Genomic DNA, 25,899 nt, shown 5'->3' on the forward strand with positions numbered 1-25,899 from the left:
GACTGGCGGTTTGGCCGCCCGCGCCCGGGCGGCCGTCTCACCGCCGGAAAGGGACGCGCGTGAACGGACCGCTCATCGTCCAGAGCGACAAGACCCTCCTGCTCGAGGTCGACCACGAGCTCGCCGGAGCCGCGCGCCGCGCCATCGCTCCGTTCGCCGAGCTGGAGCGGGCCCCCGAGCACATCCACACCTACCGGATCACCCCGCTCGGCCTGTGGAACGCCCGGGCCGCCGGTCACGACGCCGAGCAGGTCGTCGACGCGCTCGTCGAGTACTCCCGCTACCCCGTCCCGCACGCGCTGCTCGTCGACGTGGCCGAGACCATGGCGCGCTACGGCCGCCTCACCCTCTCCAAGCACCCCGTGCACGGCCTGGTCCTGACCAGCACCGACCGGCCCGTGCTGGAGGAGATCCTGCGGTCCAAGCGGATCGCCCCGCTCGTCGGTGCGCGGCTCGACGCCGACACCGTGGCCGTGCACCCTTCCGAGCGCGGGCAGATCAAGCAGACGCTGCTCAAGCTGGGCTGGCCGGCCGAGGACCTCGCCGGTTACGTGGACGGCGAGGCGCACCCGATCGAACTGGCCGAGGACGGCTGGGCGTTGCGCCCGTACCAGCAGCAGGCCGTCGAGGGCTTCTGGCACGGCGGCTCCGGTGTGGTCGTGCTGCCCTGCGGCGCCGGCAAGACGCTGGTGGGCGCCGGGGCCATGGCGATGGCCAAGGCGACCACGCTGATCCTGGTCACGAACACCGTCTCGGCCCGCCAGTGGAAGCACGAGCTGGTCAAGCGGACCTCGCTGACGGAGGAGGAGATCGGTGAGTACTCCGGCACCCGCAAGGAGATCCGGCCCGTCACGATCGCCACGTACCAGGTCCTGACGACCAAGCGGAAGGGCGTCTACCCGCACCTGGAGCTCTTCGACTCCCGGGACTGGGGCCTGATCGTCTACGACGAGGTGCACCTGCTGCCCGCGCCGGTCTTCAAGTTCACCGCCGACCTGCAGGCCCGCCGCCGGCTCGGCCTGACGGCCACCCTCGTGCGCGAGGACGGGCGGGAGTCGGACGTCTTCTCGCTCATCGGGCCGAAGCGGTTCGACGCGCCCTGGAAGGAGATCGAGGCACAGGGCTACATCGCGCCGGCGGACTGCGTCGAGGTCCGCGTGAACCTCACGGAGTCGGAGCGGCTCGCGTACGCGACCGCCGAGACGGAGGAGAAGTACCGCTTCTGCGCGACGACGGCGACGAAGCGGAAGGTCACGGAGGCGCTGGTGCGCAAGCACCGGGGCGAACAGACCCTCGTCATCGGCCAGTACATCGACCAGCTCGACGAGCTCGGCGAGCACCTGGACGCCCCCGTCATCAAGGGCGAGACCTCCAACGCGCAGCGCGAGAAGCTCTTCAACGCGTTCCGCGAGGGCGAGATCAGCGTGCTGGTCGTGTCGAAGGTCGCGAACTTCTCCATCGACCTGCCGGAGGCCACGGTCGCCATCCAGGTGTCGGGCACCTTCGGCTCCCGCCAGGAGGAGGCGCAGCGCCTGGGCCGCGTCCTGCGGCCGAAGGCGGACGGCCACGAGGCGCGCTTCTACTCGGTCGTCGCGCGCGACACGATCGACCAGGACTTCGCGGCGCACCGCCAGCGTTTCCTGGCCGAACAGGGGTACGCCTACCGGATCATGGACGCCGACGAGCTGCTGGCGAGCGACTGAGCACGGACCCGCCGCCCGCCCTGCGGGGCGCGGGCTGTGGCCGTCAGCAGGGCCGGCAGGGGGACGCACCGGACCCACAGGGCCGGCCGGTCCGGTAGCGGGGCGCGGTCGGCGGCGGGTAGCTGCCGGGTCCAGCAGGCGGCCGAGTCCTACGGGAGGACCAGCAGCCCGAGCAGCTTCGGTACCGTCGAGGGCGGCCGGCGCGGTCGGTCCGGCCCGGACGCGGCGGGTCGCCAGCAGGTACGGGACGAAGGCCGCCGGGATGCGGGTGATCCCGGCGGCGATGCCCAGCGCGAAACCCTTGCCGAGCGCGGCGCCCGGCCGGCCGAGGTCCCACAGGACCGGGCAGGCGAGCAAGGCGGGCAGCCGAGGTCGTCGGTGGTGGGCGGGGTGCTCGCTCAGCGGCGTATGACGCCCGCGTCCTCGGCGTATTCGCCGAGGACGACGACGCTCACGGCGGCCGCCGCGAAGATCTTGGCCGCCTGCAGTGCGCGGCCGAGGGGGCGGCGCGGGCGGGCGTCGGAGAGGGAGGTGGAGCCGCGCGGGCGGCCACCCTGGACCGGGGTGAAGGTTGCGGTGCTCATGTATCCATGGTGCGTTTGCGCCACGCGGATCACATCGCTCTGGGGGCGTAACCCCGGGCCCCGCGGCCTCCTCCTCCCGGCCCATGCCGACCCCTAGGGACCTCCCTGAGGTATGACACTCCCCGGTATGACACCCGTACGGCGGTCCCGTACGGAGGGGGACTTCCGAGGGACTTTCGCGGCGGACTTTCGGGGGACCCTTTCCCAGGCCTTCCGGCTGCCCCCGGCAATCCCGCCGTCCGTTTCAATTCGTTCGCGCCGCCGCGCCGCCGCCGTTAGAATCTCCGCTCTTGCCAGCCTCCCACCGCCTCATCGGGGAGAGCCGCCCCCCGGCCGGAACCGGCGGGCTTCTGTTCCGTACCAGCAGCTGGAGGCCGTCCCGTGCCCGCGCACGCCCCCGAGTCCGACCCGCTCGCCCGCGAACGGGCCCACCTCTCCGCCTCGCGCTCCGCCCTGCGCGCCATGCGCGAGGACGTCGAAGCCCTCGACATCCGCGACGTCACCGCGAACTGGGTCAACGCGATCGTCCTCCAGGCCCAGATCGACGACCGCATCAAGGCCCTCGCCGACCTCTCCCACACCCCCCTCTTCTTCGGCCGGCTGAACTACCTGCACGCACCCGGCGCCGAGCTCGCCGAGGGCGCGGAGGGCGAGCAGTTCTACATCGGCCGCCGCCACGTCCACGACGCCGACGGCGATCCGATGGTCATCGACTGGCGCGCGCCCGTCTCCCAGCCGTTCTACCGGGCTTCCAAGACCGACCCGCAGGACATCGCGCTGCGCAGGCGCTTCGGCTACACCGGCGGTGAGCTGACGGCGTACGAGGACGAGCACCTGTCCGACCCCGCCGAGGCCGCCGCCGTGAGCAAGCTGCTCCAGCAGGAGATCGAGCGCCCGCGCGTCGGCCCCATGCGGGACATCGTCGCGACGATCCAGCCCGAGCAGGACGAGATCGTCCGCTCCGGCCTGTCCGGTTCCGTCTGCGTGCAGGGCGGCCCCGGCACCGGGAAGACCGCCGTCGGCCTGCACCGAGTCGCGTACCTCCTCTACGCGCACCGCGACCGGCTCGCCCGCACGGGCACGCTCGTCATCGGGCCGAACCGTTCCTTCCTGCACTACATCGAGCAGGTCCTGCCGGCGCTGGGCGAGCTGGAGGTCAAGCAGGCCACCGTCGACGACCTGGTCGCCCGCGAGGGTCTGGAGGTACACGGCACGGACGCCGCCGAAACCGCCGTGGTCAAGGGCGACGCCCGGATGGCGGAGGTGCTGCGCCGCGCGCTCGTCTCGCACGTCAGCGCGCCGACCGAGCCGTTGATGGTGGTGCGCGGTTCGCGCCGCTGGCGGGTGCCCGCGTACGAGATCGCCGAGATGGTCGAGGAGCTGCAGAACCGCGACATCCGCTACGGCGCGGCCCGGGACGCGCTGCCGCAGCGGATCGCGCACGCGGTGCTCGTACGGATGGAGCAGGCGGGCGAGGCGCCGGACGACCGCGTGCAGGACGCGGTGGCCCGCAACGCGGCGGTGAAGGCCGCGGTCAAGGCGGTCTGGCCGCCCGTCGAGCCGGCGAAGCTGGTCCTGCGCCTCCTGTCCGACCCCGACTTCCTCGCGCTGCACGCGGCGGACGTCCTCACCGCGGACGAGCAGAAGCTGCTCCTGTGGCCGAAGCCGTTCCGCAGCGTGAAGTCGGCGAAGTGGTCGGCGGCGGACCTGGTGCTGATCGACGAGGCCGCCGACCTGGTGGAGCGGACGCATTCGCTGGGCCACGTCGTGGTCGACGAGGCCCAGGACCTGTCGCCGATGCAGTACCGGGCCGTGGGCCGGCGCTGCACGACGGGCTCGGCGACGGTCCTCGGCGACCTCGCGCAGGGCACCACCCCGTGGGCCACGCGCAGCTGGGACGAGGCCCTGACCCACATGGGCAAGCCGCAGGCCGTGCTGGAGGAGCTGACGGCGGGGTTCCGCGTGCCGCGCGAGGTGATCGCGTACGCCTCCCGCCTGCTGCCGTCGATCTCCCCGGGGCTGGCCCCGGTTTCCTCGGTCCGCGAGACCCCGGGCTCGCTGCGGATCTCGCAGAGCTCGGACCTGACGGCGGACGTGGTGGCGGCCTGCCGCGCGTCGCTCGCCCACGAGGGGTCGATCGGGCTGATCGCGGCGGACGCGCGGATCCCCGCGCTGGCGGAGGCCCTGCTGGCGGCGGGCCTGCCGTACCTGTCGCCGGGCGAGGAGACCACGGCCGACTCCCGGCTGACCCTGGTCCCGGCCTCTCTGGCGAAGGGTCTGGAGTACGACTACGTGGTCCTGGACGAACCCGCGGCCGTCGTCGACGGCGAACCGGACGAACGCACGGGCCTGCGCCGCCTGTACGTCTGCCTCACCCGAGCCGTCTCAGGCCTCACGGCCCTCCACGCGGCCCCCCTCCCGACCGCCCTGTCCTGACCCGCGGCTCCCGCGGCTCCCACGGCGGGCCTACGGACCCGTGACGTCCTGCAGCAGGTCCGCCAGTACCTTGCCCGCCAGCGAGCTGAGCACGGTGGTCCCGACCGCCAGGACGCGGCGCGGCCACTTCGACCGTGCGGCGGGTGCTGCGGGGGCCTCGGGGACGGCGGGGACGGCGGGTGCCGCCGGGGCGGCCGGCACTGCGGGGACGGCGTCCTGCTCCTGCGGCCGATTCCGCGCGACTGCGTTCCAGTGCATCGAACTCTCCTTGTCCGAGGGGGCGTTGAGCCCACAATGGAACCGTCGGCGCTGCGGAGTGATGCTCGCCGCGATGCAGCTGGAGTGCTCTCGTCCGTGATGCATTTCCGATGCATCACGGATGCCGGAGGCCCCGCCCGCCCGACCGGGGGGGCCACAGTGGGGGAGGGTTCATGGCGCACCAGGTTCCCAATCAACGCCTGCGACAGACCAGGGAGTCGAGGAATGAGAGCAGAGAGGAGTTCGCTGCCGCGATCCGCCGGATGGGCAGCGACATCGGCGAGAACGTCGGCTGCACCAAGCGCCATGTCGCCGCTTGGGAGGACGGGGAGATCACCTGGCCGCGTCCGGTCTACCGGCGGATCCTCTCGGCCCTGCTCGGCCTGTCCCCCACCGAGCTCGGGTTCGCCCCCAGGAACGGCCCGGACTCCGCGGCCCGCGCGCCGGCGCCCGCACCGGCCCCAGCGGCGGGCGGAGGTGGGGACGTGCTGGACCGCAGGGCCTTCACTGCCGGGATGATCGGCGGCGTCATGCCGCTGGCCGGAGGCCGTGGGCGGGAGCCCTTGCCCTCCCTCCTGGACGTCGGGGCGGACGTGCGCCTCGTGCCGGCCCAGTTGAGCGCACTGGAGCAGCGCGTCGGCGGCGCCGCCGTCCTCGACCTGGCGACGACGCAGCTGAAGATGTTCCAGCACCTTTCGCGGCTCACGGAACGCTCGGGCACCCGGGAGGGCCGGGAGCTCCTGTCGACGATCGGCTGGATCGGCAGGATCGCCGCGTGGAGCGCGTTCGACTCCGGCGACCCGAACCTGGCACGGGTGCTGTTCGGCGAGGCGCGCTCGTACGCCCTGATGTCCGGGGACTCGCTGCTGCTCGCCGACCTGGCGAACCTGCTGTCCCACCAGGAGCTGTACCTGGGCAATCCGTCGGGCGCCCTTTCGATCATCGCCACCGTGCACCGCGAGGCTTCCGACGAGCTCTCGCACCCGAAGGTGCGGGCACTGTTCCGGATCCGTGAAATGCAGGCGCGCGCCCTGCTCAAGGACGCCGCAGGGGTACGGGAATGCGAGCGCGAGGCCTTCTCCCTGTTCGAGATGTCCGAGCGGCACCCCGACGAACTGTGGTGGCTCGGGTTCCTGTCCCGGGGTGAGACCAGCCGGCAGCTCGGCAGCGCCTATCTCGATCTGGGGGAGCCCGCGCGGGCCGAACGGTTCCTCCGCGAGTCCGCCGACGTCTCGCGTGCCGACTTCACGCGCAACGACACCTACTGGCGGATCCGGCTGGCGCAGTCCCTGGCCCTGCTGGGCGAGAACGACGAGGCGGCCGCCCTCGCCCAAGACGTCCTGCACCACTACTGGGTCGACGGATCCGGGCGCATCCGCTCCCAGGTGCTGCAGTTCGGCAGGATGCTGGACCCGCGGCAGGGCGGTGCGGCGGCCAGGGACTTCCACGGCCTGCTACGTGAGGCACAGCCCGCCATGGCCGCGGAGCTCTCGGGCTGACGTCAGTGCCCGGCGGGGCCGCGCAGGTCCTCGACGAAGGCGGCCCAGGCCGCCGCGCCGAAGGTCAGGACGGGCCCCGCCGGGTGCTTGGAGTCCCGTACGGCCCGCGCCTCCGCGGGTCGCGGGCCCACCTCGACGCACTGCTGCTCGCTGTAACTGCTCTTGCGCCACGCCGCGCGCTCTGTCTCGCTCACGACGAACCGTCCCTTCAGCCGTCGGCAGCCCCGGGGGCGCCGTACCGCGCGTTGCGGTCAGTCGCAGCGTGCCAGCCGGGCCGCCCCGCGATAACCCGCGGATCCGGCCAACCGCACGCCCCGCCCGTCAGCCCCGCCGGCACTCGGGTGGGGTCCCCGCCGGTCAGGCCAGGGCGGAGCGCCATTCGGCGACGGCCTGGGCGGAGACCGGGCGGCCCCACCCGGAGGGACGGGCCGCGCCGCCGATGTGGAACGCGTCGAGGCCGGCCGAGCGCAGCACCGGCAGGTGCGAGAGGGTCAGCCCGCCTCCGACCAGCATCCGCGCCCCGTACCCCGGCTCCCCCCGCCGCGCCGCCTCGGCGACCAGCACCGGCAGCCCCGCGTCGACCCCGGCCGCCGAGCCGGCCGTCAGGTAGGTGTCCAGGCCGGGCAGGTCGGCCAGCGCCTTGCGCAGCTGGTCCCGGTCGGCCGCGCGGTCGATCGCCCGGTGGAAGGTCCAGCGGCAGTCGTCCAGCTCCGCGACGACCGCTTCGACGGCGGCCAGGTCGGGGGTGCCGTCCGGGTTCAGGAAGCCGAGGACGAACTCCTGCGCGCCCTCCGCCCGCAGCTCCCGCGCCGTGCGGGCCAGGACGGAGACGTCGCCCGCCGCGAAGCCGTCCGTCGTGCGGAGCATCACGCGCAGCGGGATGTCGACCGCCGCCCTGATCGCCGCGAAGGTCTCGCGCGGCGGGGTGAGCCCGTCGGCGGCCATGTCGGTGACCAGTTCGAGTCGGTCCGCCCCACCGGCCTGGGCCGCGATCGCATCCTCCGCGTCGAGGGCGATCACCTCCAGGAGCGCACGGTTGCTCATTCGTTGCCGTCCTTCGTCCGGTATGAAAAATAGGTCTAGTCCAATATCCAGGGTACGGGCCTCCCCCCGCGCTTCACCAGCACAATCACGCCACCCCCACAATGTGCCCATGGACACAGGCACCCAGCACCGCGACACCCCCGGTGGCGCCGGCCCCGACACCACGGCCCTCCGGGCCCGTTGGCGGGCGACCGTCACCGCCGCCGGCGCCGCCGCCGAACGCGATCCCGCCCCCTACGCCGACCGCCTGCTCGCCGCCTGGGCGGAGCCGCAGCGCCGGTACCACACCACCGCGCACCTGGCCGACGTACTCGCGCGGATCGACGTACTGGCTCCGCACGCCACCGACCTCGCCGCCGTGCAGCTCGCCGCCTGGTTCCACGACGCCGTCTACCGTCCCGACCGCTCCGAGAACGAGGAGCGCAGCGCCGCCCTGGCCGAGCGCGCCCTCCCCGAGCTCGGCATGGCGGCCGCCCGCACCGCCGAGGTGGCCCGGCTGGTCCGGCTCACCGTCACCCACGACCCGGCCCCCGGCGACACCGACGGCGAGGTGCTCTGCGACGCCGACCTGGCCGTCCTGGCCGGCGCCCCGGAGGCCTACGCCGCCTACGCGGCCGCCGTGCGCGCCGAGTACGGGTTCGTCCCGGACGAGGCCTTCTGGACCGGCCGCGCCGCCGTGCTGCGCCAGCTGCTCGACCTGCCCCGGCTCTTCCGCACGCCCTACGGCGCCACGCACTGGGAGGCCCCGGCCCGCGCCAACCTCGCCGCCGAGCTCGCCGCGCTCGACCCGCTCGACCCGCTCGGGGGAATTTGATCGCGTTCGCGAGGGTTGGTGTCAGTCATGCCCGCAGATGCCGCACGCCCCCGCATGCCCGTCGCCGTCTCCATCCTCGGACTGTCCGTCTTCGCGCTCGGCACCAGCGAATTCATGCTCTCCGGCCTGTTGCCGCCCATCGCGCAGGACATGGACGTCACCATCCCGCAGGCGGGCCTGCTCATATCCGCCTTCGCGATCGGCATGGTCGTCGGGGCTCCGCTGCTGGCCGTGGCCACCCTGCGGCTGCCGCGCCGCACCACCCTGATCGCCCTCATCAGCCTCTTCGGCCTCGGGCAGGTCGCGGGCGCGCTGGCTCCCTCGTACGAGCTCCTCTTCGCGTCCCGCGTGGTCTCGGCGTTCGCCTGCGCCGGCTTCTGGGCCGTCGGCGCGGCCGTGGCCATCGCCATGGTCGACCGGGACCAGCGGGCCCGCGCGATGGCCGTCATGATCGGCGGACTGTCCATCGCCAACGTCCTCGGCGTCCCCGCCGGCGCATTCCTCGGCGAGCACCTGGGCTGGCGCTCCGCGTTCTGGTCGGTCGGCGCGGCCTCCGCGATCGCCCTCGCCGGCATCCTGGCGCTGATCCCGAAGATCCCGCTGCCCGCCGAGAAGCCCTCGCTCGGGCGCGAGCTGCGCATCTACCGCGACCGACAGGTGTGGCTGTCCATCGCCGTCACGGCGCTGGCCGCGGGCGGCGTCTTCTGCGCCTTCAGCTACCTGTCACCACTGCTCACCGACGTGGCGGGGCTGGACTCCCGGTGGGTCCCGTGGATCCTGGCCCTCTTCGGCATCGGCGCGCTGGCCGGCACCACCGTCGGCGGGCGGATCGCCGACGCGAACCTGTTCGGCGTGATGATCTGGGGCATCACCGCCTCGACCGTCTTCCTCGTCGTGCTCGCCCTGCTGGCCCCGGTCCAGGTCGCGGCGGTCGCCCTCGCCTTCCTGATCGGCTTCTCGGCCTTCTTCACCGCCCCGGCGCTCAACGCCCGCATGTTCAACGTGGCCGGCGCCGCCCCGACCCTGGCCGGCGCCACCACCACGGCCGCCTTCAACCTCGGCAACACCGGCGGCCCCTGGCTCGGCGGCACCGTCATCGACGCAGGCCTGGGCTTCGCCGCCACCGCCTGGGCGGGCGCCGCGATGACGGTCACCGCGATCGCCCTGGCCGTGGCCGCCCTCCGTCTGGACCGCCGTACGCGGCCGACCCCGGCCACCCGCCTGGTCGCCTCGGGAGGCACCGCAGCCCCGGCCACCGGTCTGCCCCAGGCCGCGGCCCGCGGCTGAACCGTCCTCAGTTCGCCGTGAAGGGCATGGAGTGGCCGCGGATGGGGGTGGCCGTCGCGTTCATCTTCTCGCCCGCGGGGAGCGTGGCGATGCGGACTTCGTATGCGGCCTTGGGCGTGAGCGCGGCAGTGATCGGCATCGCGAACCGCTGAGGTTCGGCGCCGGCCTGGATCGTCCATGTCTGCGGCCCCTTGTCGGGGAACACGTACGAACCGCTCGGCTGGCCGACCAGCCAGAGGTTCACCGTCACGGTCTTCGGGACGGTCGCTCTGACGATGCCCACCATGGTGACCTGCTTGCCCACCTGCACGAAGCAGACCGTGTGGAGGACGTCCTGGATGCCGGTCGTGTGTTCGGCTCCGCACGACTGGCCGCTGATACTCGCCGACGGCGCCGCGGCCGGCTTCTGCGAGGCGGGCGCCGCGGCCGCCGGAACCGGGGCGCTCGGCGAGGCGGAACCGCTCCCCAACGGGGAAGGCGAGGGCGACGGCGAGGCGGCCGTCTCCTTCCCCGGCGACTCGGACCCGACCGAGCCGGCCGGACCCGCCTGGCCGGCCCGTGCGTCGCCGCCCCGAGGCCCGTGCAGGGCCATCGCCACGATCGCGACCATGGCCACCAGCGCGAGCGCCCCGACCCCGGCCCAGACGCCGGCCCGGTGGCCGCCCTCGCCCCGTCCGCCTGCGCCGTCCGCGCGGGCCGCGGCCCGGGCCGGCTCCGACCGGGAGGGCCTGGGCGGCGCGAACACCTGCGCGTTGCCGCCGAGGGGCTGGATCAACAGGCTCACCGGGGTCTGGGAACGGCTGCGGGACTTTCCGCCCGCGGTGGTGAAGTGTTCCTTGACGTGCCCGACCAGTGCGTCGAGGTCCGGGGTGAGCTCCGGTGAGTGCTCCTCCAGCCAGCCCGTGACGACCGTCGAGAAGTCACCGGCCCCGGCCACGACCGTGCCCTGGCCCGCGACCTGCCCGGCCGCCGCGGCGAGCAGGGTGAACTGTGTGAGGGATTCCCGCCGGCCGGCCGGGAAGGCCGCGAGCGCCGGTCCGGTCTGGTCCTCCGTCCGGCGTTCCTCGATGAACCGGGCACAGGCGTCCACCAGGAAGACGTGCTGCGGAAAGCGCGCCACGTTCTGCCCGGTCAGATACTCCTGGAGATTGGTCAGTTCGATGCAGCGCCGGTCCGCGTCCGAGGCGTCCGGGCACAGCAGCAGGCGCCGGTCGCCGTGGTCGAGCACCCCGTGGCCGCCCCAGTAGACGAACAGCACATCGCCCTCGGGCACGGGCCCCTGCGGCGTGAAGCAGTCCATGATGCGGTCGCGCGAACGGACGTACGTGGGCTTCAGGTCGATGTCGTCGGCCGCCTCGTTCAGGGCGGTGTGCGAGGAGGGCGCCGCGGCCAGCAGCAGCATGATGTTCGCGGCGGGGACACCCCGGTGCCGTAGCCAGCGCGCGAAGCGCACGGCGTCGGCGCAGGCCCCCACGAGGTCCCATCCCGCGGCCCGCGGGTAGTGCTCGATGCCGACCACGACGGCGTGGACGCGCGCCGGATCGGAGACGGTCAGCTCAGCCATGTGTCGACGGCGTTCCAGACGTGGGGGTTCGACCAGTACGTGGTGTGGGCCGAAGGAAAGGGCTGCCGGTTGTCGACCCTCTGGTCGTGCGCCCGGCCCGGAAACACCTTGGCGGCCTGGTACGAGAGCAGGTCGCGCTCGTCGTAGATGTTCAGCCACTTCGCGGGGAAACCGGGCGGCAGGGACTCGGGGTGCTCCATCGACACCAGCGCGCCGATCTCGTAGAGGTACGGCGCCTGCGAGCCCACGGTGATCAGCTGGTCCACGCGTTCCAGCCGCTCGCGCACCAGCAGGTCGACGCAGGCGACCCCGCCGAGGCTGTGCGCGATCACGGTGACCGCGTCCCCGGGGGTGTTCTCCAGCGTCCGCTTGATCTGATCGCGCACGCCCTGGCCGCGGGCCTGGTACCGCAGGATGTCGCCCATCGCGGGCAGACCGGCGTCGCCCAGTTTGCCCCGCCGTTTGCGAGCCCACCGGGCGCCGCCCGCCAGGGCCACCTTCCACACCTTGCCCTGCAGCGACCGGCCCTCGGTGGCCAGCTCCCCGCCCAGCGAGGCGAGCAGCTCGTCACGGACGAGCCCGGAGACCTCGACGCCGCGGTCTTCCGCGAGCGAGAGGGTCAGGGCGAGGACGGCGCGGGCGAAGGCGGCCCGGTGCTCGAACCCGTCGGCGTCCGCCGTGGCCGCGGCGTCGCGCACCTCCGGCGCCCGCACGGCGGTGCGCAGGGCCTGCGCGAAGTCCCCGGCCAGCCCGCGCGCGTCGAGGGCCTCGGTGAGGGCGGGCGACGGGGCGTACTCGGTGATCTCGTCGAGGAACTGCTCGGAGGGCGTCGGCCCGCGGCCCAGTCCCGGGGCCGAGGCCCGCTGCAGGCCGAGCAGCCGGAGCTCGTACCAGGGGTCGTCGTAGAGGATGCCCCAGAGCCCGATCTCGGCGTCCTCGTCGCGGGTGCCGCCGCCCGTCTGCCGGTAGCCGGGCACGGAATCCCCGTCGAGGGCCATGGCCGCCCCCTGCTCCCGCCCCCAGAAGCAGCCGCGGACCTCGATCCCGGGCCGGATCCCTTCGAGACCGGCGCGGACGTCGTCCAGGCTCTTCTTGTACGAAGCCTCGCGGACTCCGGTCCCGTGTACGAACAGCACTGACCGACGCACGATCCCCGATCCCCCTCATCTCATACGAGTCATACGAGTGGCCGAACCGCGGTCATCCTAGTGCAGCAAATCGCCCTGAACGCAGGAGAGATGACGGGTATTCAGGCCATCGGCGGGCGATGTTTCGGCCGCCGCAGCCCGGCCTCGGTGAGGCGGCGGACGAGTTCCTTGCTGCCGATCTCCACCGCGCCCGCGTCGACCGCGTCCGCGTACCGGTACGAGGGCACGTCGTAGTGGTCCCGCTCGAAGGCCCGCGGCGGACAGCCGATCCCCGCCGCGAAGGCGTGCAGCTCCTCGTACGAGACGTCACTGACGAGGTGGGACCACATGCGGCCGTGGCCCGGCCAGGTCGGCGGGTCGATGTAGACGGTCACGGGCGGCTCACCGGAGACCGAAGACCGGGCCCAGGCCGCCGACCGCGGCCACTTTCACGCCCGCCTCCGAGCACACCCAGTGCGGGTCGGGTCCGAGTTCCGGCTCCACGTCGAGCGCGTGCGGATCGCCGTGGGTGCAGACCGGGCACAGCGGCCAGCGGCCGTACTTCTCCAGCAGCACGTCCTGCACGTCCTGGGCGACGAGTCCGGCGAGGTAGCCGACCCCCTCCGGCCACTGCTCCACCCACCAACGGCGGTGCGTGACCGAGTCCTCTACGAGGGAGACGACATCGGCATCGGCGACCTCGCCGGCGGCGAGATCGGCGAGAACAAGTGCACGGGCGACGTGCAGCGCCTGTTCCAAGGGGGTCGCGGGTTCCATGGGCCCATTGTGGACCTGAGGGGGCCCGGTGACGAAGGCCCTCTTTTCGGGGGCCCAATGGCGTATTGACGCCCCAGGCCGCCGAAAATAGGTTTCAGATGTGAGCGAGAACCCGAAAGAAACTTTCAGGCAGCCACAGGCCGAGCCCGCCCCGGCGCCCGAAACGGCCGCCGGGACGCCGCCCGGGCCGCGCCCCCGGCGCAGGGCGCGGCCGCCGGCAGCGGTGCCGGACCCGGCCGACGGCCGAGCCGCCGGGGGCGGGCCCGGCGGAAGCACGGCCGGGACCGCGCCCGGCACGACGCCCGGGCCGCGCGCCCGGCCCGGGGTGCAGCCGCCGGCCGACGTACGGGCCCCGGCCCGCGCCGCCGCCCCGTTCACGCCGGCCCCGCCCGTTCCCGCGCCCTCCGCCCTCCGGGCCCGGGTCCGGAGCCTCGCTCCGTCCATGACGCGCTCCGTGCAGGCCGTCGCCGAGGCGGTCGCCTCCGATCCCGCCGGGTGCGCGCGGCTCACCGTCTCCGGCCTCGCCGCGCGCACCGGCACCAGCGAGGCCACCGTCGTCCGCGCCGCCCGCCTCCTCGGCTACCCCGGCTACCGCGACCTGCGCCTCGCGCTCGCCGCGCTCGCCGCCCAGCAGGAGTCCGGCGCCGCCCCCGCCGTCACCGTCGACATAGCCGTCGACGACCCGCTCGCCGACGTCGTCGCCAAGCTGGCCCACGAGGAGGCGCAGACCCTCACCGACACCGCCGCCGCCCTCGACCTGGCCCAGCTGGCCGCCGCCGTCACCGCCCTCGCCACCGCCCGCCGCATCGACGTCTACGGCGTCGGCGCCTCCGCCCTCGTCGGCCAGGACCTCGCCCAGAAGCTGCTGCGCATCGGGCTCGTCGCCCACGCCCACAGCGACCCCCACCTGGCCGTCACGGGCGCCGTCCAGCTGGGCCCCGGCGACGTCGCCGTCGCGATCACCCACTCCGGCTCCACGGGCGACGTGATCGAGCCGCTCCGCGTCGCCTTCGAGCGCGGCGCCACCACCCTCGCCCTCACCGGCCGCCCGAACGCCCCCGTCGCCCACTACGCCGACCTCGTACTGGCCACCTCCGCCGCCCGCGAGACCCGGCTGCGCCCGGCCGCCATGTCCAGCCGGACCAGCCAGCTGCTCGTCGTCGACTGCCTCTTCGTCGGCGTGGCCCAGCGCACGTACGAAACCGCCGCCCCCGCCCTCGCCGCCTCCTACGAGGCCCTGGCCCACCGCCATACCGCCAGATCAAGCCCCTCCGGCGTGTGAGGAGCGGGGTCCGGGGCGGAGCCCCGGCATTCCAGCCTCGCCGGCGTTTGAGGCGCGGGGCCGGGGGCGGAGCCCCGATCCCGAAGCCCGGCCCGCACTCCGGCACCGACCACCAGGGAGCCCCACCCATGACCGCGTACGCCGACCTCCGCGCCCAGCTGGAAACCCTCACCACCGAGGCCTTCCGCCCGGACCTCGCCGAGATCGACCGGCTGCCCACCCTCGACATCGCCCGGACCATGAACGCCGAGGACGCCACCGTCCCGGCCGCCGTCGCCGCGCAGCTGCCGCACATCGCCGCCGCGATCGACGCGATCGCCGAGCGGATGGCCCAAGGCGGCCGCCTCGTCTACGCGGGCGCCGGCACGGCCGGCCGGATGGGCGTCCTGGACGCCAGTGAGTGCCCGCCCACCTTCAACACCGACCCCGCCGACGTCGTCGGCCTGATCGCGGGCGGCCCCTCCGCCATGGTCAAGGCCGTCGAAGGCGCCGAGGACTCGCCGGAGCTGGCCGCCGCGGACCTCACCGCGCTGGAGATCGGGCCGGACGACACCGTCATCGGCATCTCCGCCTCCGGCCGCACCCCGTACGCGATCGGCGCCGTCTCCTTCGCCCGTACGCGCGGCGCGCTCACCGTCGGGCTCTCCTGCAACGCCGGCTCCGCCCTCGCCGCGGCCGCCGAGCACGGCATCGAGGTCGTCGTCGGACCGGAACTCCTCACCGGCTCCACCCGCCTGAAGGCGGGTACGGCCCAGAAGCTCGTACTCAACCTGATCTCGACCATCACGATGATCCGCCTCGGGAAGACGTACGGAAACCTCATGGTCGACATGCGCTCCTCCAACGAGAAGCTGCGCGCCCGCGCCCGCCGCATCGTGGCGCTCGCCACCGGCGCGCCCGACGAGGAGATCGAGGCCGCGCTCACCGCCACCGACGGCGAGGTCAAGAACGCCGTCCTGGTGATCCTCGGCGGCGTCGACGGGCCGAAGGCCGCCGAACTGCTCGCCGCCTCGCACGGCCGCCTCCGCACGGCCCTCACCGCGGCCCGCTGACCCCGCCCCTGACCCCGCCGCCCCCTGACCCGCCCACTGCCCCCGCCCGCATCCCCCAACGCAAGGCGACCCCACATGTCCACTGACAAGAACCGCGCCACAGCCGCCGCGATCCTTCCTCTGGTCGGCGGCCCGGACAACGTCACCTCCATCGCGCACTGCATGACCCGGCTGCGCATCGGCCTGTCGGACCGTTCCCTGGTCGACGACGCGGCCCTGCGGGCCGTACCCGGGGTCCTGGGCGTGGTCGAGGACGACACCTACCAGATCGTGCTGGGCCCGGGCACCGTCGCCCGCGTCACCCCGGAGTTCGAGGCGCTGGTCGAGGAGGCCCGCTCGGCGCCGCCCGCCGCCCCCGCCCCGCACGCCGTCACCGCGGAGGACCTCCAGGCCCAGGGCGCGGCACTGAAGGAGGCCCAGAAGGCCCGCAACGCCACCCCGTTCAAGCTCCTCCTGCGCCGCATCGCGAACATCTTCGTCCCGCTGATCCCGGCATTGATCGGCTGCGGCGTCATCGCGGGCCTCAACGGCCTGCTGACGAACCTGGGCTGGCTGCCCGCCGTCGTCCCGGCGCTCGCCGCCATCGCGTCCGGCTTCATGTCGCTGATCGCCGTGTTCGTCGGCCACAACACCGCCAAGGAGTTCGGCGGTACGCCGATCCTGGGCGGCGCGGTCGCCGCGATGATCGTCTTCCCGGGCGTCGCCAAGATCGACGCCTTCGGCCAGCAGCTCTCCCCCGGCCAGGGCGGCGTCCTCGGCGCGCTCGCCGCCGCCCTGCTCGCCGTGTACGTGGAGAAGTGGTGTCGTACGTGGGTCCCCGAGGCCCTGGACGTCCTCGTCACCCCCACCCTCACGGTCCTGATCTCGGGCCTGGTCACCCTCTACGGCCTGATGTTCCTCGCCGGTGAGGCCTCCGCGGCCATCGGCACCTTCGCCGACCGGCTGCTCGCGACCGGCGGCGCCTTCGCGGGCCTGGTCCTCGGCGGCCTCTTCCTGCCCCTCGTGATGCTGGGCCTGCACCAGGCCCTGATCCCCATCCACACCACGCTCATCGAACAGTCCGGCTACACCGTGCTGCTGCCCATCCTCGCCATGGCGGGCGCGGGCCAGGTCGGCGCGGCCATCGCCGTCTACTACCGTCTCCCGCGCAACGGTTCGCTCCGCACCACCATCAAGTCCGCCCTCCCGGCCGGCTTCCTGGGCGTGGGCGAGCCGCTCATCTACGGAGTCTCCCTCCCCCTCGGCCGCCCCTTCGTCACGGCCTGCGTCGGCGGCGCGGCCGGCGGCGCCTTCGTCGGCCTCTTCAACCAGCTCGGCGTCGCCTTCGGCTCCACCGCCATCGGCCCCTCGGGCTGGGCCCTGTTCCCCCTGCTCGACGGCAAGTCGAACCCCGGCATCACCATCGCCATCTACGCGGGCGGCCTGGCCGTCGGCTACCTGGTCGGCTTCGCCGCCACCTACTTCTTCGGCTTCACCCGCCAGATGCTGACGGACCTCAACACCGACCCGGACCCGGCCACCCCGGCCGCCGAGCCCTCCAGGGAACCTGCCCTGACCTGACGCCCGCCCTCGCCGTGACCGCGCCGAGGGAGCTTGCCCTCCAGTTGGTCGAGGGCCCTAGCGTCAGCGGCCATGGCATCCCTCGACACCGCCCGGCCCCTCTCGGCGCGCCCGGCCCTTCCCCGTACGTATCTCCTCTGGCTCGTCGGCACCCGTGCCTCGCTCCTCGGTGATGCCGTCCTGTACTTCGCCCTCGGCTGGGCGGCCAGTGCCCATGGCGGCGGGACGGGCGCTCTCGTCCTGACCGCCATCACCCTTCCGCGCACCGTGCTGCTGTTGCCGGGTGGCGCCGTCGGCGACCGGTTCGGAGCCCGTCGGGTGATGATCATCGGGGACGCGGTGATGCTCACGGCCACGCTCGTACTGGCCCTCGCGAGCCTGCGCCCGGACCCTTCTCCCTGGCTCCTCGTCACGGTTGCGGCCGTGGTCGGCACGGTCGACGCGTTCTATCTGCCGGCCACCGGGTCCATGCCCCGTCGGCTGGTGGGGAAGGAACAACTCCCCCGGGCGTTGGCCGTGCAGCAGGCCGGCGGCCAGATCGCCTCGCTGCTCGGGGCTCCCCTGGGCGCCGTACTCGTCGCGGCCGGCGGCCTGACCGGCGCGGCGTTCGCCGATGCCGCCACCTTCGCGATCGTCCTCGCCGTACTCGTCCGCGTCCGGCCGGCCTTCGACCTCGAACGGTCCCCCCGCGCGGAGGGCCTCCTGGCGGGGGCGGCCGACGGGGTGCGGATCGCCGGAGCGGATCCGGTCCTGCGGCCGGCGTTGCTGCTGACGGCCGCTGCCGCGTGCTTCCTCCTGCCGGTGGTGTCCTTGCTGAACCCGCTCCTGGCACGGGAGCACGGCTGGAGCGCGGGGGCGGCCGGTCTGGTCGCCGGCGGCCAGAGCCTGGGGATGGTCGCCGTGGCGCTGGTGGTCTCGCGGCGGGGCACCATGGACCGGATCGGCGCGGGCGCGGCATCGGGGCTGTGCGGTGCGGCGGCGGGAATCGCCGCGGTGGCCGTGACGGGGACGGCCGCCGTGGCCGTGGCAGGAGGAATCGTCGTCGGTGCAGGCTCCGGGATGTTCGCCTGCCACATCGGTCCGCTGGTACTGGCCCACACCCCGGACACGCACCTGGCGAGGCTGCAGTCGTTGCTGGTGCTCGTCCAGAGTCTCGCGCTGGTGGTGGGCAACAACGCGCTGGGCGCACTCGCCGACGCCCGGGGTGCCGGCATCGCGGCGGCGGTGTGCGCGGCGGGTGCCTGCGCCGCGGGGATCACGGGGCTCTTCCTGAAGCCGCTCCGCCGCCTGCGTCGAGAGTGAAGCGGGGCAGGCCCTCGCCAAGTGTTCGAGTTCGGAACCGGGTTGGGCATACTCGGCGCCATGGAGATCCCCGCCGGGGCGGCAGCCCTCGAAGTCGTCCGCCTCGACCCCCGCCAGGGCCACCCCTGGGGTCCCCTATCCGGCGGCACCCCCGTCACCCTGTGGACCGGGCCCCAGGCCACCGAGACCCTCGCCCTCATCGAAGCCCTGCCCCCGGGCGACCGGGCCCGGTGCTTCGTCCCCACCTGGGGCCTGCGCGCCCACGACGCGGAACTGAACCACCTCTACGACGTCATCCCCTGCTTCTCCTGCAACATCGTCCTGCTCACCGGCCCGGCCGTCCCCGAACACCTGGACCGCGGCCACGGCTTCGACGGCAAGAGCAAGGCGGCCAAGGCACTCCTCGCCCGCCTCCGCGCCGCCGAGGAGATCCCCCCGGTCGTACCGGCCGGCCGGATGCGGGCCCTGCCCCAGCCCGTGCTCGACCTCGCCGACGGGTGGCTGCTGCGCCCCTGGGAGCCGTCCGACGCCCCCGCCCTGGTCGCTTCCGGCCTCGACCCCGACATCCAGCACTGGAACCGCACCGGCCGGTTCACCGAGGGCCGCGCCGAGAAGCGCATCACGCGCTACCGCCGCAACTGGGAGGCAGAGAAGGCAGCGATCTGGGCCGTCGCCCCCGCCGCCGGCGGCCCGGCCGTCGGCCTGATCGGACTGGCCGACCTCGACCTCACCGGCAGCAGCGGCGAGATCCTGTACTGGCTGCTGCCCGCCGGCCGCGGCAGCGGCCTCATGGTGGCGGCCACGGAGGCCGTCAGCCGCTGGGCCTTCGACGACCTCGGCCTGCACCGCATCCGCATCACCCACTCCGTGGCCAACCCGGCCTCCTGCGCCATCGCCACGAAGGCCGGGTTCCCGCTGGAGGGCACCATGCGCGGCGCCCTCCTGCACACGGACGGCTGGCACGACGAGCACCTCCACGCCCGCCTGCGCACCGACTCCCCGGTGTAGCCGGGTCACTTGGGCGGGCTCGCGCCCTTCTCGGTGGAACGTGCCTTCTCCAGGAGCTCCCGGTAGGGCGTCTGCGCTGTGGAGCCGCGCACCTGCGAGAGGCCGTACCGCTCACTGGCCTCTTGGTTCTCCAAGGGCATGGTGGGAACGAAGGATATCCGTTCACCCGGGGGTGACACATGCACATCGACACGCGGCCAGTTACCACTGTCGACCCTCCACACGGTGATGCGCTGCTGCCCTCGTGTCACGTTCAGCATTTCGGTGCTGTTCGAAATGGTGGTCCGATATCTTGATTTCGCACCGCGCGGATCCCCCTCCTCGCACATCACTCCGGGACGCCACCCCTTCATCTCCAGGTTGGCGTGCTTGAAATCGGTGGCCATGGTCATTCTGTCTTTCCTGATCACGTACACCTCGGTCTGGGCCCTGATCGCCTCATATCCGCGCTTCTCAGGATTCTCGATCTCGACGACCACGTCCTGCGCGACCTCTTCCCCCGGATTCAACACGTGGCCCACCGGAGTCACGAACTCGCCGTCGTGAATCAATTCGTAGTCGACGGGCTTCACCTCGGAGGGACCGCTCGCAGGTCCGCCGTGGATCCAGTAGATGCTGCCGAGGACGTAGACGGGAACCTGTCCGGCGTTCTTCACGGACAGATGGGCCGTCACGTACATCGACGCCCCGATCTTCACCTGGCTCGACTCCCCGAACTCGGCCCCACTCTGTATCAGCGGGGTCGTCACATAGGGAACATAGATCTGCGCGTACGCCAGGTTGGCGAAGGCGAGAAGGGTGGAAACGATCGCCCCGATCGCAATCTTCCTGGGAATGCTGAGACCCTTCCACGCCCGGCATTTCGCCAGTTCGAGCAGGGCCGCCGAAGACCAGACGAGGAGGCCTATCGCGATCAGGGTGTAGCCGGTGAAACGCTCGCCTATCTGCAGCAGGACGACAGCAATACTGCAGAGGAGGGTGATGAGGACTCCGACCAGAACGACCACCCCCGAGTATCGCCATCGCCGCATTTCCCAGAAATCCACAGCGGCCGCGGCGGCGATCACCTCCACCAAGGCCAGGACGAGAATGGTGAATCCGGCGATGCGCCCGCCGTAGGTCAGGGCATCACCACTGTCCGCTATTCCGACCCGGAAGAGCAGACATGCGGTCACGAGGAGGCCGAAGACCACGATGAAGCCGATGGTTCGTCGGCTCCACGCCTGGTCCGGCCAGCGAGTGCCGTCCTCGCCGAGAAAACGGACGGGGTGTCCGTCCTCCACGCCTTCACGACTCAGGAGTCTCCAGAGTTCCTCCTCGGACCAGACCCTGCCCACCGACCTGCCGTCGATCAGGACCTTCCGCAAGCCGAGGTCATCCGGCGCTCCCACGGTCACGATGCGCGTGTTCGCCATGACACCAGCCTGCCGCTTGTCCACGGGAGGCGCTTCCGGAGCGCGCACTGCACGTGTGCCTGCACGTCAGGGTGCGCCCGGCGCGGCGCAGGGGGAAGCTGGTGTGGAGGTGTTGGCGTCCCTCGTCCCCACGGGAGTTCTCATGCGAACACGACTTCTCGGCTTCACCGCCGCCCTCGTACTGGCCGGGCTCGGTGCCACGGTCCCCGTCGCGCAGGCCGCCGTACCGGCTGTCACCGGGCCGGCGTGCGTGGACGGAAGCGGAACGGTGGAGTACGACTCCACCGCCGGCCAGTGGGTCTGCCTGGGCGGCGCGTACGACGGCGAGCTCATCACCAAGACCTGAGCGCCGGCCGCACGCGCTTCCCGAAACGGCTCAGCCGGCGGCGGTACGCAGGAACCGCACCAGGTCATCGGTGCCGTAGCCGAGCTTCGGGCCGCGTTCGGCGGCCATCAGCAGCAGCTGGCCCACGATCTCCGCGCCCCAGCCGTCCGCACCGTCCTGCGACCACTCCCACAGCTTCTCGATGCCGAGGTCGGACATGAGCAGCCCGTGCTCCGCCCGGACCTCCCGGCAGGTCTCGGCAACGGCGTCCAGCAGCCGCGCGCCCGGCCGCTCGCAGCGGAGCCCGAAGTACCCGCCGACGTCCTCCACCACGCACCCCTCCGGCGGCCCCGCCTTGAGCCCGTCGTAGCGCGGATCGTCGAACCCCGGGTGTTCCCCGAGCGGGCAGTGGACCAGCGTGAACCGCTGTCGGCCCGGCGATGAAGCCGGCGGCGGCCGCCGCGCCGTCAGCCCGAAGGCCTCGTGCACCAGCGCGCTCGCCTCGTCCGCCGTATCGGCCGACCGCCTCTCCCGCCGGTCCCCGTCATCGCCGACCGCGGTCCACTGCCCGCCGCCCTCGTCGTACTGCACGCGTACGGAAAGTCCCGTGCCCCTGCGCTTCCACCCTCCACAGACGAGCGCGGCCTCCAAGCCGCGCAGCTTCCAGCCGAGTTCGAAGGCGAACTGGGCGGCGTCGACCGCCTCGCTCACGCGCCCGCCGCCCGCTCGTGCAGTACGGCGGCCAGCCGCAGGGCGGTGTCCAGGTTGCAGCGGCCCAGATCGACGAGCGGCAGCCCGTAGCTGCCGGCCGCCGAGACCCGCTCCACGTCCAGCGAGGGGAACAGCACCCCCACTCCGGCCAGCGACTCCTTCAGCTGCCGGACCGCCTCCTCGGCCGCCTGCATGCGCTCCTGTGGCGTGAGCACCATGACATGTCACCTTTCTACTCTGTGTATCCGACTTCGACACACAGCGTGGCGACGAGCTCGCTAGCCTTCAAGGAAGCACCGAGAACAACCCCACCTGTTGGCCCGGGAGTTGCCATGGCAGGTAAGAACCTCGACCCGTCCTCCTCACCCCGCGCCCTGCTCGGCGCGGAGCTGCGCGTGGCGCGCGAACGTGCCGGGCTCAGCCAGGCCGAGTTGGGCGAACCGCTCTTCGTCAGCGGCTCGTTCATCGGCCAGCTCGAAGCCGGCACGCGCCGCATGCACATCGAATTCGCGCGCCAGATAGACGACATCCTCGACACGAACGGCTTCTTCGTCCGCAACTGCGGAGCTGCGGCCAAGTCCAAGTACCCGGACCACTTCGCGGCGGCGGCCGAAGCGGAGGCTCTGGCGACGGCCATCCGGGAGTACGCACCCCAGCTGATCCCGGGGCTGCTCCAGACGGCGGCGTACGCACGAGAGGTCTTCCGCGCGTATCAGCCGACGGCCACGGAAGAAACCATCGATGAGCTGGTCACGAACCGGCTGGCACGGGCCGCACTGCTGAATGATCCAACAACGCCGATGTTGTGGTGCGTCCTTGACGAGGCAGTACTGCGCCGGTGCGGAGAGAACCCGGCAGTGCTGGCGGAGAACCTCCGCCATATCGCAAGCCTGATCCGACAGCACCGCGTCATCGTGCAGGTGCTTCCTTTCAGCGCGGGCTTCCACGCGGGAATGCTGGGATCCCTCAAGCTGATGTCGTTCGACGACGCACCGCCACTCGCCTACGTTCAAGGCATGGGCACAGGGCAGCTGTTCGACGATCCGGCCACGGTCACCCAGCACACCCTGACCTACGATCTGCTCACGGCCAACGCGCTGTCGCCACGCAAATCTCTGGCCTTGATCGAATCGGTCGCGGAGGATTACGAACATGACCAGCACGCCTGAGTACGACCTCTCGACGGCAACGTGGCACAAGTCTTCCTACAGCGGCGGCGACGGCGGCGACTGCCTGGAGATGGCCACTTGGCGGAAGTCCACGTACAGCGACGGCACCGGCGGCGACTGCCTCGAAGTCGCCGACGGCCACTCCGGGATCGTTCCGGTCCGGGACTCCAAGGTCCCGGACGGGCCCCACCTCACCTTCCGGGACACCGCCTGGACGGCGTTCGTCACCAGCCTCTGACCCGCGCCAGCACCACGTACGACGGCAGTTCGCCGGCCGGGTCCAGGTTCACGAACGTGTAGCCCTCGGAGCCCTGCGGGTAGATCTCGAACCGTCTGCCCAGCGGGACCTCGCGCAGGATCGTGGGCTCGGCCTTCGGCCTGCCCGTGGCCCCGTCCAGGTGCCACAGATGCGTCCGCGCGGCGGTCGACGTCACCACGTCGACCCCGCCCGGGCCCCGGCCCTGCACGAGGCCCAGGACCGTCGCGCCGTCGAGCGCGGCGTGCCAGACGCGCTTGCCGTCCAGCACGGAGTACGCGGAGACTCCCGGGACCTTGCCCTTCACCGGGGTGATCAGCAGGTCGCCGCTCACCACCGGTCCCGGCTCCGCGGTCAGGTCCTCCTGCGGGCCGGCCACCGGCACCGCGCCCCGCTGCCGCCCGGCGTCGTCGAACAGCAGCACCGAGTCCCCGGCGCGCAGGGCGATCGGCCGCGCCGACAGCATTCGCACCTCCGCCGACGGGCCTGCGGTGCGCAGCGGGCTCTGCCAGGCCTGGGCTCCGGTCCGCGCGTCCAGCGCGATCAGCCGCGCCGAGCCGCCGCCGGGGCAGTCCTCCACGTACAGCACCCGGTCGGCGGCTCCGTCGAGCGCGCGGACCTCGCAGTCGGCCGGTACCGGCACCCGCCAGCGTTCGTCGCCCGCGCGCAGGTCCAGGCCGAGGAGGGCGCCCTCCGTCACGGCGACGGCCGTATCGCCGACGGCGGCCACGGGTACCTCGTCCCCGTCCCGGCCGGGTGCCACCGGGAGGTCCTTGGCCCACAGCTTCTCACCGTCCTCCAGGTCCACGGCCAGCACCTGCGCGCCGCAGCCGTCCGGCGACCGGGAGGCGGCGACCAGGCCGATGCCGTGAGGGATGGTGCGGCTCAGGGCGCAGAAGGTGACGACCCCGCCCGCGCCCAGCCCGCCGGCCGAGCGGCCCCCGCCGTCGTAGAGGGACAGGCCGTCCTCGCGGACCCGCACGAGCCCCGACGAGGGGCGAAGCCAGGCGCCGACCGGCCGGGCCGACTCCGGCTTCTCGCGCTGCCACCAGGTCCACACGTACGCCTGTGGGCCGCGCATCCACTCGTACGCCTGCCAGGCGGGCCACAGCGCGGCCAGCGCGACGGTCGCGGCGAGGCACCAGACCAGTGCGCCCCGGGCGGCACGACGCCCGCGGGCCAGCAGCACGTACGCGAGGAGCCCCAGGGCGGGGGTGAGCAGCAGCAGCCGGCCCCTGCCCCGGGTCCAGTCGACGAAGGCCATCCGGCCGAGCAGGACGAGGTACAGCACGGTCACGACGGCGACCGCCGTGCCGGCAACGAACAGGGCGCGCGGCAGCCACCGCGCGCCCCGAGATGTGTGGTTGTCCATGATCCCCCTTGGGCACAGCCTAGTTGGCGTGCCCGTCGGGGGCTCGGGTCACCGGGTCCCGGGTCAGAGACCGCCGGTGAAGAGCAACTGGTTCGGGCTGCCCTTGCTGACGCTGGTCAGGACGTCCTTGGTCGACTCGTCGTCGATGAATTCGTTGATCTCACCGGGAGCGGCACTGGGGTGCGCCTGCTTGTAGAGGACGGCGACACCGGCGGCGTGCGGGGCGGCCATCGACGTGCCGTCGAGGGCCACGCTGCCGCCGCCGAGCTTCGCCGAGAGGATGGCCTCGCCGGGCGCGTAGAGGGTGACGCACGGGCCGTAGTTGGAGAAGGAGGTCTCCTCGTCCCACTGGTTGGATGCGGCGACCGTGAGCACGCGGGCCGCTGAGGCCGGGGAGACCCCGCAGGCGTCCTTCGCGTCGTTGCCCGCCGCGATGACCGGCAGCACGCCCGCGTCGGAGAGGGCGGTCGCGGCGTTGTTGACGGCCTCCGACCTGTCCCCGCCCAGGGAGCCGTTCAGCACGGCCGGCTGCTTGGCGTTCTTGGCCACCCAGTCCATGCCGGCGATGATCCCGGACCAGGTGCCCCTGCCGTCGCAGCCGAGGACGCGGACGCTGACCAGGCTCGCCTTGCGCGCCACCCCGTACGTCTTGCCCGCGACCGTGCCCGCGACGTGCGTGCCGTGGCCCTGGCAGTCCTGGCCGTTGCGGCCGTCGTTGACGGCGTCGAAGCCGAAGGTGGCCCGTGTGGCGTCGGGCCCGCCGAACTCGGTGTGCTGGTAGTCGATGCCGGTGTCGAGGATGTACGCGGTCACCCCGGCGCCATTGCCCTGGACGGTGAAGTTGTTGTCGAGCGGCAGCTTCGCCTGGTCGATCCGGTCCTGGCCCCAGGAGTTCGACGGGGCCCGCATCGCGCCCTGCGCGGTCGGCGTCGGCACGGACCGGACCGCGGCGTCCTCCTCGACCGACTTCACGCCCAGGCTGTTGCGGACGAGCGTCAGCTCCAGCGAGGTCAGCGGGACCGCGAAGCCGTTGATCGCCGTGTCGTAGACGAACGACGGCTTCAGGCCCAGCTTCTTCGCGACCTTCGCCGCGTCCTGCCCCTTCTCCAGGGTCACGATGTACTTGCCGGGCACCGGGTTGGCGGCTTTGACCAGCGGGGCCGGGGTCGGCTCCGGGGCCGCGGCGGAGGCCGTGCCCGCCGCGACCGGGGTGACGGTGAGGAGGGTGGCTGTGGCCAGACGTGCGAGCAGGCGCATGAAAAGAACTCCCTGACGGGGCAAAAGGTCGGCATGAGTGAGCCGCCCCCGCGGCATCGAGCGCTTCGGCGGGTGCGGCTTCCTCTCCATCGGTGCC

Annotated in this window: 26 protein-coding genes; 13 read left to right on the forward strand and 13 right to left on the reverse strand. The window is 72.7% G+C overall.

The features are described 5' to 3' along the window. Positions 1 to 59: 59 nt before the first annotated feature. Entirely contained in the window at positions 60 to 1,703 is a 1,644-nt protein-coding gene (locus tag OG332_RS19445) for a DNA repair helicase XPB (protein WP_327414683.1), read from the forward strand. 398 nt (positions 1,704 to 2,101) lie between these two features. Here OG332_RS19445 and OG332_RS19450 read toward each other — a convergent pair whose 3' ends face one another. After that, on the reverse strand, positions 2,102 to 2,287 hold the full coding sequence (locus OG332_RS19450; RefSeq protein ID WP_327414684.1) for a hypothetical protein: 186 nt from the start codon (positions 2,285 to 2,287) through the stop codon (positions 2,102 to 2,104). A gap of 462 nt (positions 2,288 to 2,749) precedes the next feature. Between OG332_RS19450 and OG332_RS19455 the strand changes: the two genes are divergently transcribed. Next, positions 2,750 to 4,723 (forward strand): HelD family protein, encoded by a 1,974-nt coding sequence (locus tag OG332_RS19455; protein ID WP_442816358.1) that lies wholly within the window; start codon positions 2,750 to 2,752, stop codon positions 4,721 to 4,723. Positions 4,724 to 4,753: 30 nt separating this feature from the next. On the opposite strand, the gene OG332_RS19460 is transcribed toward OG332_RS19455, so the two are convergent. Then, entirely contained in the window at positions 4,754 to 4,981 is a 228-nt protein-coding gene (locus OG332_RS19460) for a hypothetical protein (protein WP_327414686.1), read from the reverse strand. Between the two features lie 173 nt (positions 4,982 to 5,154). On the opposite strand from OG332_RS19460, the gene OG332_RS19465 reads away from it, so the two are divergent. Further along, positions 5,155 to 6,480, forward strand: coding sequence for a helix-turn-helix domain-containing protein (locus OG332_RS19465; RefSeq protein ID WP_327414687.1), 1,326 nt, complete (start codon positions 5,155 to 5,157; stop codon positions 6,478 to 6,480). Positions 6,481 to 6,482: 2 nt separating this feature from the next. Here OG332_RS19465 and OG332_RS19470 read toward each other — a convergent pair whose 3' ends face one another. Together OG332_RS19470 and OG332_RS19475 are read right to left on the reverse strand one after the other, a co-directional pair. Further along, complete coding sequence (locus OG332_RS19470; RefSeq protein ID WP_327414688.1) at positions 6,483 to 6,674, reverse strand: DUF397 domain-containing protein; 192 nt, start codon at positions 6,672 to 6,674, stop codon at positions 6,483 to 6,485. Between the two features lie 163 nt (positions 6,675 to 6,837). Further along, the gene (locus OG332_RS19475) at positions 6,838 to 7,524 is read right to left on the reverse strand and encodes a copper homeostasis protein CutC (protein WP_327414689.1); all 687 of its coding nucleotides are present in this window, start codon (positions 7,522 to 7,524) and stop codon (positions 6,838 to 6,840) included. Between the two features lie 109 nt (positions 7,525 to 7,633). Here OG332_RS19475 and OG332_RS19480 point away from each other — a divergent pair, with 109 nt between their 5' ends. Together OG332_RS19480 and OG332_RS19485 are read left to right on the forward strand one after the other, a co-directional pair. Next, a complete protein-coding gene (locus OG332_RS19480; protein WP_327414690.1) occupies positions 7,634 to 8,338 on the forward strand; it encodes an HD domain-containing protein in 705 nt (234 codons plus the stop codon). 54 nt (positions 8,339 to 8,392) lie between these two features. Next, entirely contained in the window at positions 8,393 to 9,625 is a 1,233-nt protein-coding gene (locus tag OG332_RS19485; protein ID WP_327419300.1) for a Cmx/CmrA family chloramphenicol efflux MFS transporter, read from the forward strand. Between the two features lie 7 nt (positions 9,626 to 9,632). Here the strand turns inward: OG332_RS19485 and OG332_RS19490 are convergent, their stop codons facing one another. The 4 genes from OG332_RS19490 to OG332_RS19505 form a co-directional block, all read right to left on the reverse strand. Beyond that, positions 9,633 to 11,189, reverse strand: a complete 1,557-nt coding sequence (locus tag OG332_RS19490; protein WP_327414691.1) for a caspase family protein — start codon at positions 11,187 to 11,189, stop codon at positions 9,633 to 9,635. After that, entirely contained in the window at positions 11,177 to 12,337 is a 1,161-nt protein-coding gene (locus OG332_RS19495; RefSeq protein ID WP_327414692.1) for a hypothetical protein, read from the reverse strand. The genes OG332_RS19490 and OG332_RS19495 overlap by 13 nt, the downstream gene beginning before the upstream one ends. A gap of 101 nt (positions 12,338 to 12,438) precedes the next feature. After that, the gene (locus tag OG332_RS19500; protein ID WP_327414693.1) at positions 12,439 to 12,711 is read right to left on the reverse strand and encodes a DUF4031 domain-containing protein; all 273 of its coding nucleotides are present in this window, start codon (positions 12,709 to 12,711) and stop codon (positions 12,439 to 12,441) included. Between the two features lie 7 nt (positions 12,712 to 12,718). Beyond that, on the reverse strand, positions 12,719 to 13,093 hold the full coding sequence (locus tag OG332_RS19505) for a hypothetical protein (RefSeq protein WP_327414694.1): 375 nt from the start codon (positions 13,091 to 13,093) through the stop codon (positions 12,719 to 12,721). Between the two features lie 325 nt (positions 13,094 to 13,418). On the opposite strand from OG332_RS19505, the gene OG332_RS19510 reads away from it, so the two are divergent. The 5 genes from OG332_RS19510 to OG332_RS19530 all read left to right on the forward strand — a co-directional run bounded on the left by OG332_RS19510 (position 13,419) and on the right by OG332_RS19530 (position 19,297). Then, positions 13,419 to 14,375 carry a MurR/RpiR family transcriptional regulator gene (locus OG332_RS19510; protein ID WP_327419301.1) on the forward strand — a complete coding sequence of 319 codons (957 nt, stop codon included), beginning with the start codon at positions 13,419 to 13,421 and terminating at the stop codon, positions 14,373 to 14,375. Positions 14,376 to 14,503: 128 nt separating this feature from the next. Next, positions 14,504 to 15,427, forward strand: a complete 924-nt coding sequence (gene murQ / locus OG332_RS19515) for an N-acetylmuramic acid 6-phosphate etherase (RefSeq protein WP_327414695.1) — start codon at positions 14,504 to 14,506, stop codon at positions 15,425 to 15,427. 75 nt (positions 15,428 to 15,502) lie between these two features. Next, positions 15,503 to 16,987: a PTS transporter subunit EIIC gene (locus OG332_RS19520; protein WP_327414696.1), complete on the forward strand. Its 1,485-nt coding sequence runs from the start codon at positions 15,503 to 15,505 to the stop codon at positions 16,985 to 16,987. 72 nt (positions 16,988 to 17,059) lie between these two features. Next, complete coding sequence (locus OG332_RS19525; protein ID WP_327414697.1) at positions 17,060 to 18,289, forward strand: MFS transporter; 1,230 nt, start codon at positions 17,060 to 17,062, stop codon at positions 18,287 to 18,289. 60 nt (positions 18,290 to 18,349) lie between these two features. After that, positions 18,350 to 19,297, forward strand: a complete 948-nt coding sequence (locus tag OG332_RS19530) for a GNAT family N-acetyltransferase (protein WP_327414698.1) — start codon at positions 18,350 to 18,352, stop codon at positions 19,295 to 19,297. Between the two features lie 5 nt (positions 19,298 to 19,302). Here OG332_RS19530 and OG332_RS19535 read toward each other — a convergent pair whose 3' ends face one another. Beyond that, positions 19,303 to 20,712, reverse strand: a complete 1,410-nt coding sequence (locus OG332_RS19535) for a hypothetical protein (protein WP_327414699.1) — start codon at positions 20,710 to 20,712, stop codon at positions 19,303 to 19,305. Positions 20,713 to 20,854: 142 nt separating this feature from the next. On the opposite strand from OG332_RS19535, the gene OG332_RS19540 reads away from it, so the two are divergent. Then, a complete protein-coding gene (locus OG332_RS19540) occupies positions 20,855 to 21,058 on the forward strand; it encodes a hypothetical protein (protein WP_327414700.1) in 204 nt (67 codons plus the stop codon). Between the two features lie 30 nt (positions 21,059 to 21,088). Here OG332_RS19540 and OG332_RS19545 read toward each other — a convergent pair whose 3' ends face one another. Next, entirely contained in the window at positions 21,089 to 21,748 is a 660-nt protein-coding gene (locus OG332_RS19545) for a hypothetical protein (protein WP_327414701.1), read from the reverse strand. Continuing rightward, on the reverse strand, positions 21,745 to 21,966 hold the full coding sequence (locus OG332_RS19550; protein WP_327414702.1) for a hypothetical protein: 222 nt from the start codon (positions 21,964 to 21,966) through the stop codon (positions 21,745 to 21,747). Before OG332_RS19550 ends, OG332_RS19545 begins: the two co-directional genes overlap by 4 nt. Before the next feature lie 114 nt (positions 21,967 to 22,080). Here OG332_RS19550 and OG332_RS19555 point away from each other — a divergent pair, with 114 nt between their 5' ends. Continuing rightward, positions 22,081 to 22,917, forward strand: coding sequence for a helix-turn-helix domain-containing protein (locus OG332_RS19555; protein WP_327414703.1), 837 nt, complete (start codon positions 22,081 to 22,083; stop codon positions 22,915 to 22,917). Beyond that, entirely contained in the window at positions 22,901 to 23,155 is a 255-nt protein-coding gene (locus OG332_RS19560) for a DUF397 domain-containing protein (protein ID WP_327414704.1), read from the forward strand. The genes OG332_RS19555 and OG332_RS19560 overlap by 17 nt, the downstream gene beginning before the upstream one ends. On the opposite strand, the gene OG332_RS19565 is transcribed toward OG332_RS19560, so the two are convergent. Together OG332_RS19565 and OG332_RS19570 are read right to left on the reverse strand one after the other, a co-directional pair. Next, positions 23,142 to 24,545 carry an outer membrane protein assembly factor BamB family protein gene (locus OG332_RS19565; RefSeq protein ID WP_327414705.1) on the reverse strand — a complete coding sequence of 468 codons (1,404 nt, stop codon included), beginning with the start codon at positions 24,543 to 24,545 and terminating at the stop codon, positions 23,142 to 23,144. The genes OG332_RS19560 and OG332_RS19565 overlap by 14 nt on opposite strands. A gap of 63 nt (positions 24,546 to 24,608) precedes the next feature. Beyond that, positions 24,609 to 25,802, reverse strand: a complete 1,194-nt coding sequence (locus tag OG332_RS19570; RefSeq protein WP_327414706.1) for a S8 family peptidase — start codon at positions 25,800 to 25,802, stop codon at positions 24,609 to 24,611. Positions 25,803 to 25,899: the final 97 nt, after the last annotated feature.

This window comes from Streptomyces sp. NBC_01233, from assembly GCF_035989305.1.
GTDB lineage: Bacteria > Actinomycetota > Actinomycetes > Streptomycetales > Streptomycetaceae > Streptomyces.

Excerpts from the sequence above, each read along its gene's own strand:
- OG332_RS19450 (WP_327414684.1), bottom strand. The coding sequence starts at position 2,287 with ATGAGCACCGCAACCTTCACCCCGGTCCAGGGTGGCCGCCCGCGCGGC.
- OG332_RS19455 (WP_442816358.1), top strand. The coding sequence starts at position 2,750 with ATGCGCGAGGACGTCGAAGCCCTCGACATCCGCGACGTCACCGCGAAC.
- OG332_RS19460 (WP_327414686.1), bottom strand. The coding sequence starts at position 4,981 with ATGCACTGGAACGCAGTCGCGCGGAATCGGCCGCAGGAGCAGGACGCC.
- OG332_RS19465 (WP_327414687.1), top strand. The coding sequence starts at position 5,155 with ATGGCGCACCAGGTTCCCAATCAACGCCTGCGACAGACCAGGGAGTCG.
- OG332_RS19475 (WP_327414689.1), bottom strand. The coding sequence starts at position 7,524 with ATGAGCAACCGTGCGCTCCTGGAGGTGATCGCCCTCGACGCGGAGGAT.
- OG332_RS19480 (WP_327414690.1), top strand. The coding sequence starts at position 7,634 with ATGGACACAGGCACCCAGCACCGCGACACCCCCGGTGGCGCCGGCCCC.
- OG332_RS19485 (WP_327419300.1), top strand. The coding sequence starts at position 8,393 with ATGCCCGTCGCCGTCTCCATCCTCGGACTGTCCGTCTTCGCGCTCGGC.
- OG332_RS19490 (WP_327414691.1), bottom strand. The coding sequence starts at position 11,189 with ATGGCTGAGCTGACCGTCTCCGATCCGGCGCGCGTCCACGCCGTCGTG.
- OG332_RS19505 (WP_327414694.1), bottom strand. The coding sequence starts at position 13,093 with ATGGAACCCGCGACCCCCTTGGAACAGGCGCTGCACGTCGCCCGTGCA.
- murQ (WP_327414695.1), top strand. The coding sequence starts at position 14,504 with ATGACCGCGTACGCCGACCTCCGCGCCCAGCTGGAAACCCTCACCACC.
- OG332_RS19520 (WP_327414696.1), top strand. The coding sequence starts at position 15,503 with ATGTCCACTGACAAGAACCGCGCCACAGCCGCCGCGATCCTTCCTCTG.
- OG332_RS19525 (WP_327414697.1), top strand. The coding sequence starts at position 17,060 with ATGGCATCCCTCGACACCGCCCGGCCCCTCTCGGCGCGCCCGGCCCTT.
- OG332_RS19530 (WP_327414698.1), top strand. The coding sequence starts at position 18,350 with ATGGAGATCCCCGCCGGGGCGGCAGCCCTCGAAGTCGTCCGCCTCGAC.
- OG332_RS19535 (WP_327414699.1), bottom strand. The coding sequence starts at position 20,712 with ATGGCGAACACGCGCATCGTGACCGTGGGAGCGCCGGATGACCTCGGC.
- OG332_RS19540 (WP_327414700.1), top strand. The coding sequence starts at position 20,855 with ATGCGAACACGACTTCTCGGCTTCACCGCCGCCCTCGTACTGGCCGGG.
- OG332_RS19550 (WP_327414702.1), bottom strand. The coding sequence starts at position 21,966 with ATGGTGCTCACGCCACAGGAGCGCATGCAGGCGGCCGAGGAGGCGGTC.
- OG332_RS19555 (WP_327414703.1), top strand. The coding sequence starts at position 22,081 with ATGGCAGGTAAGAACCTCGACCCGTCCTCCTCACCCCGCGCCCTGCTC.
- OG332_RS19560 (WP_327414704.1), top strand. The coding sequence starts at position 22,901 with ATGACCAGCACGCCTGAGTACGACCTCTCGACGGCAACGTGGCACAAG.
- OG332_RS19565 (WP_327414705.1), bottom strand. The coding sequence starts at position 24,545 with ATGGACAACCACACATCTCGGGGCGCGCGGTGGCTGCCGCGCGCCCTG.
- OG332_RS19570 (WP_327414706.1), bottom strand. The coding sequence starts at position 25,802 with ATGCGCCTGCTCGCACGTCTGGCCACAGCCACCCTCCTCACCGTCACC.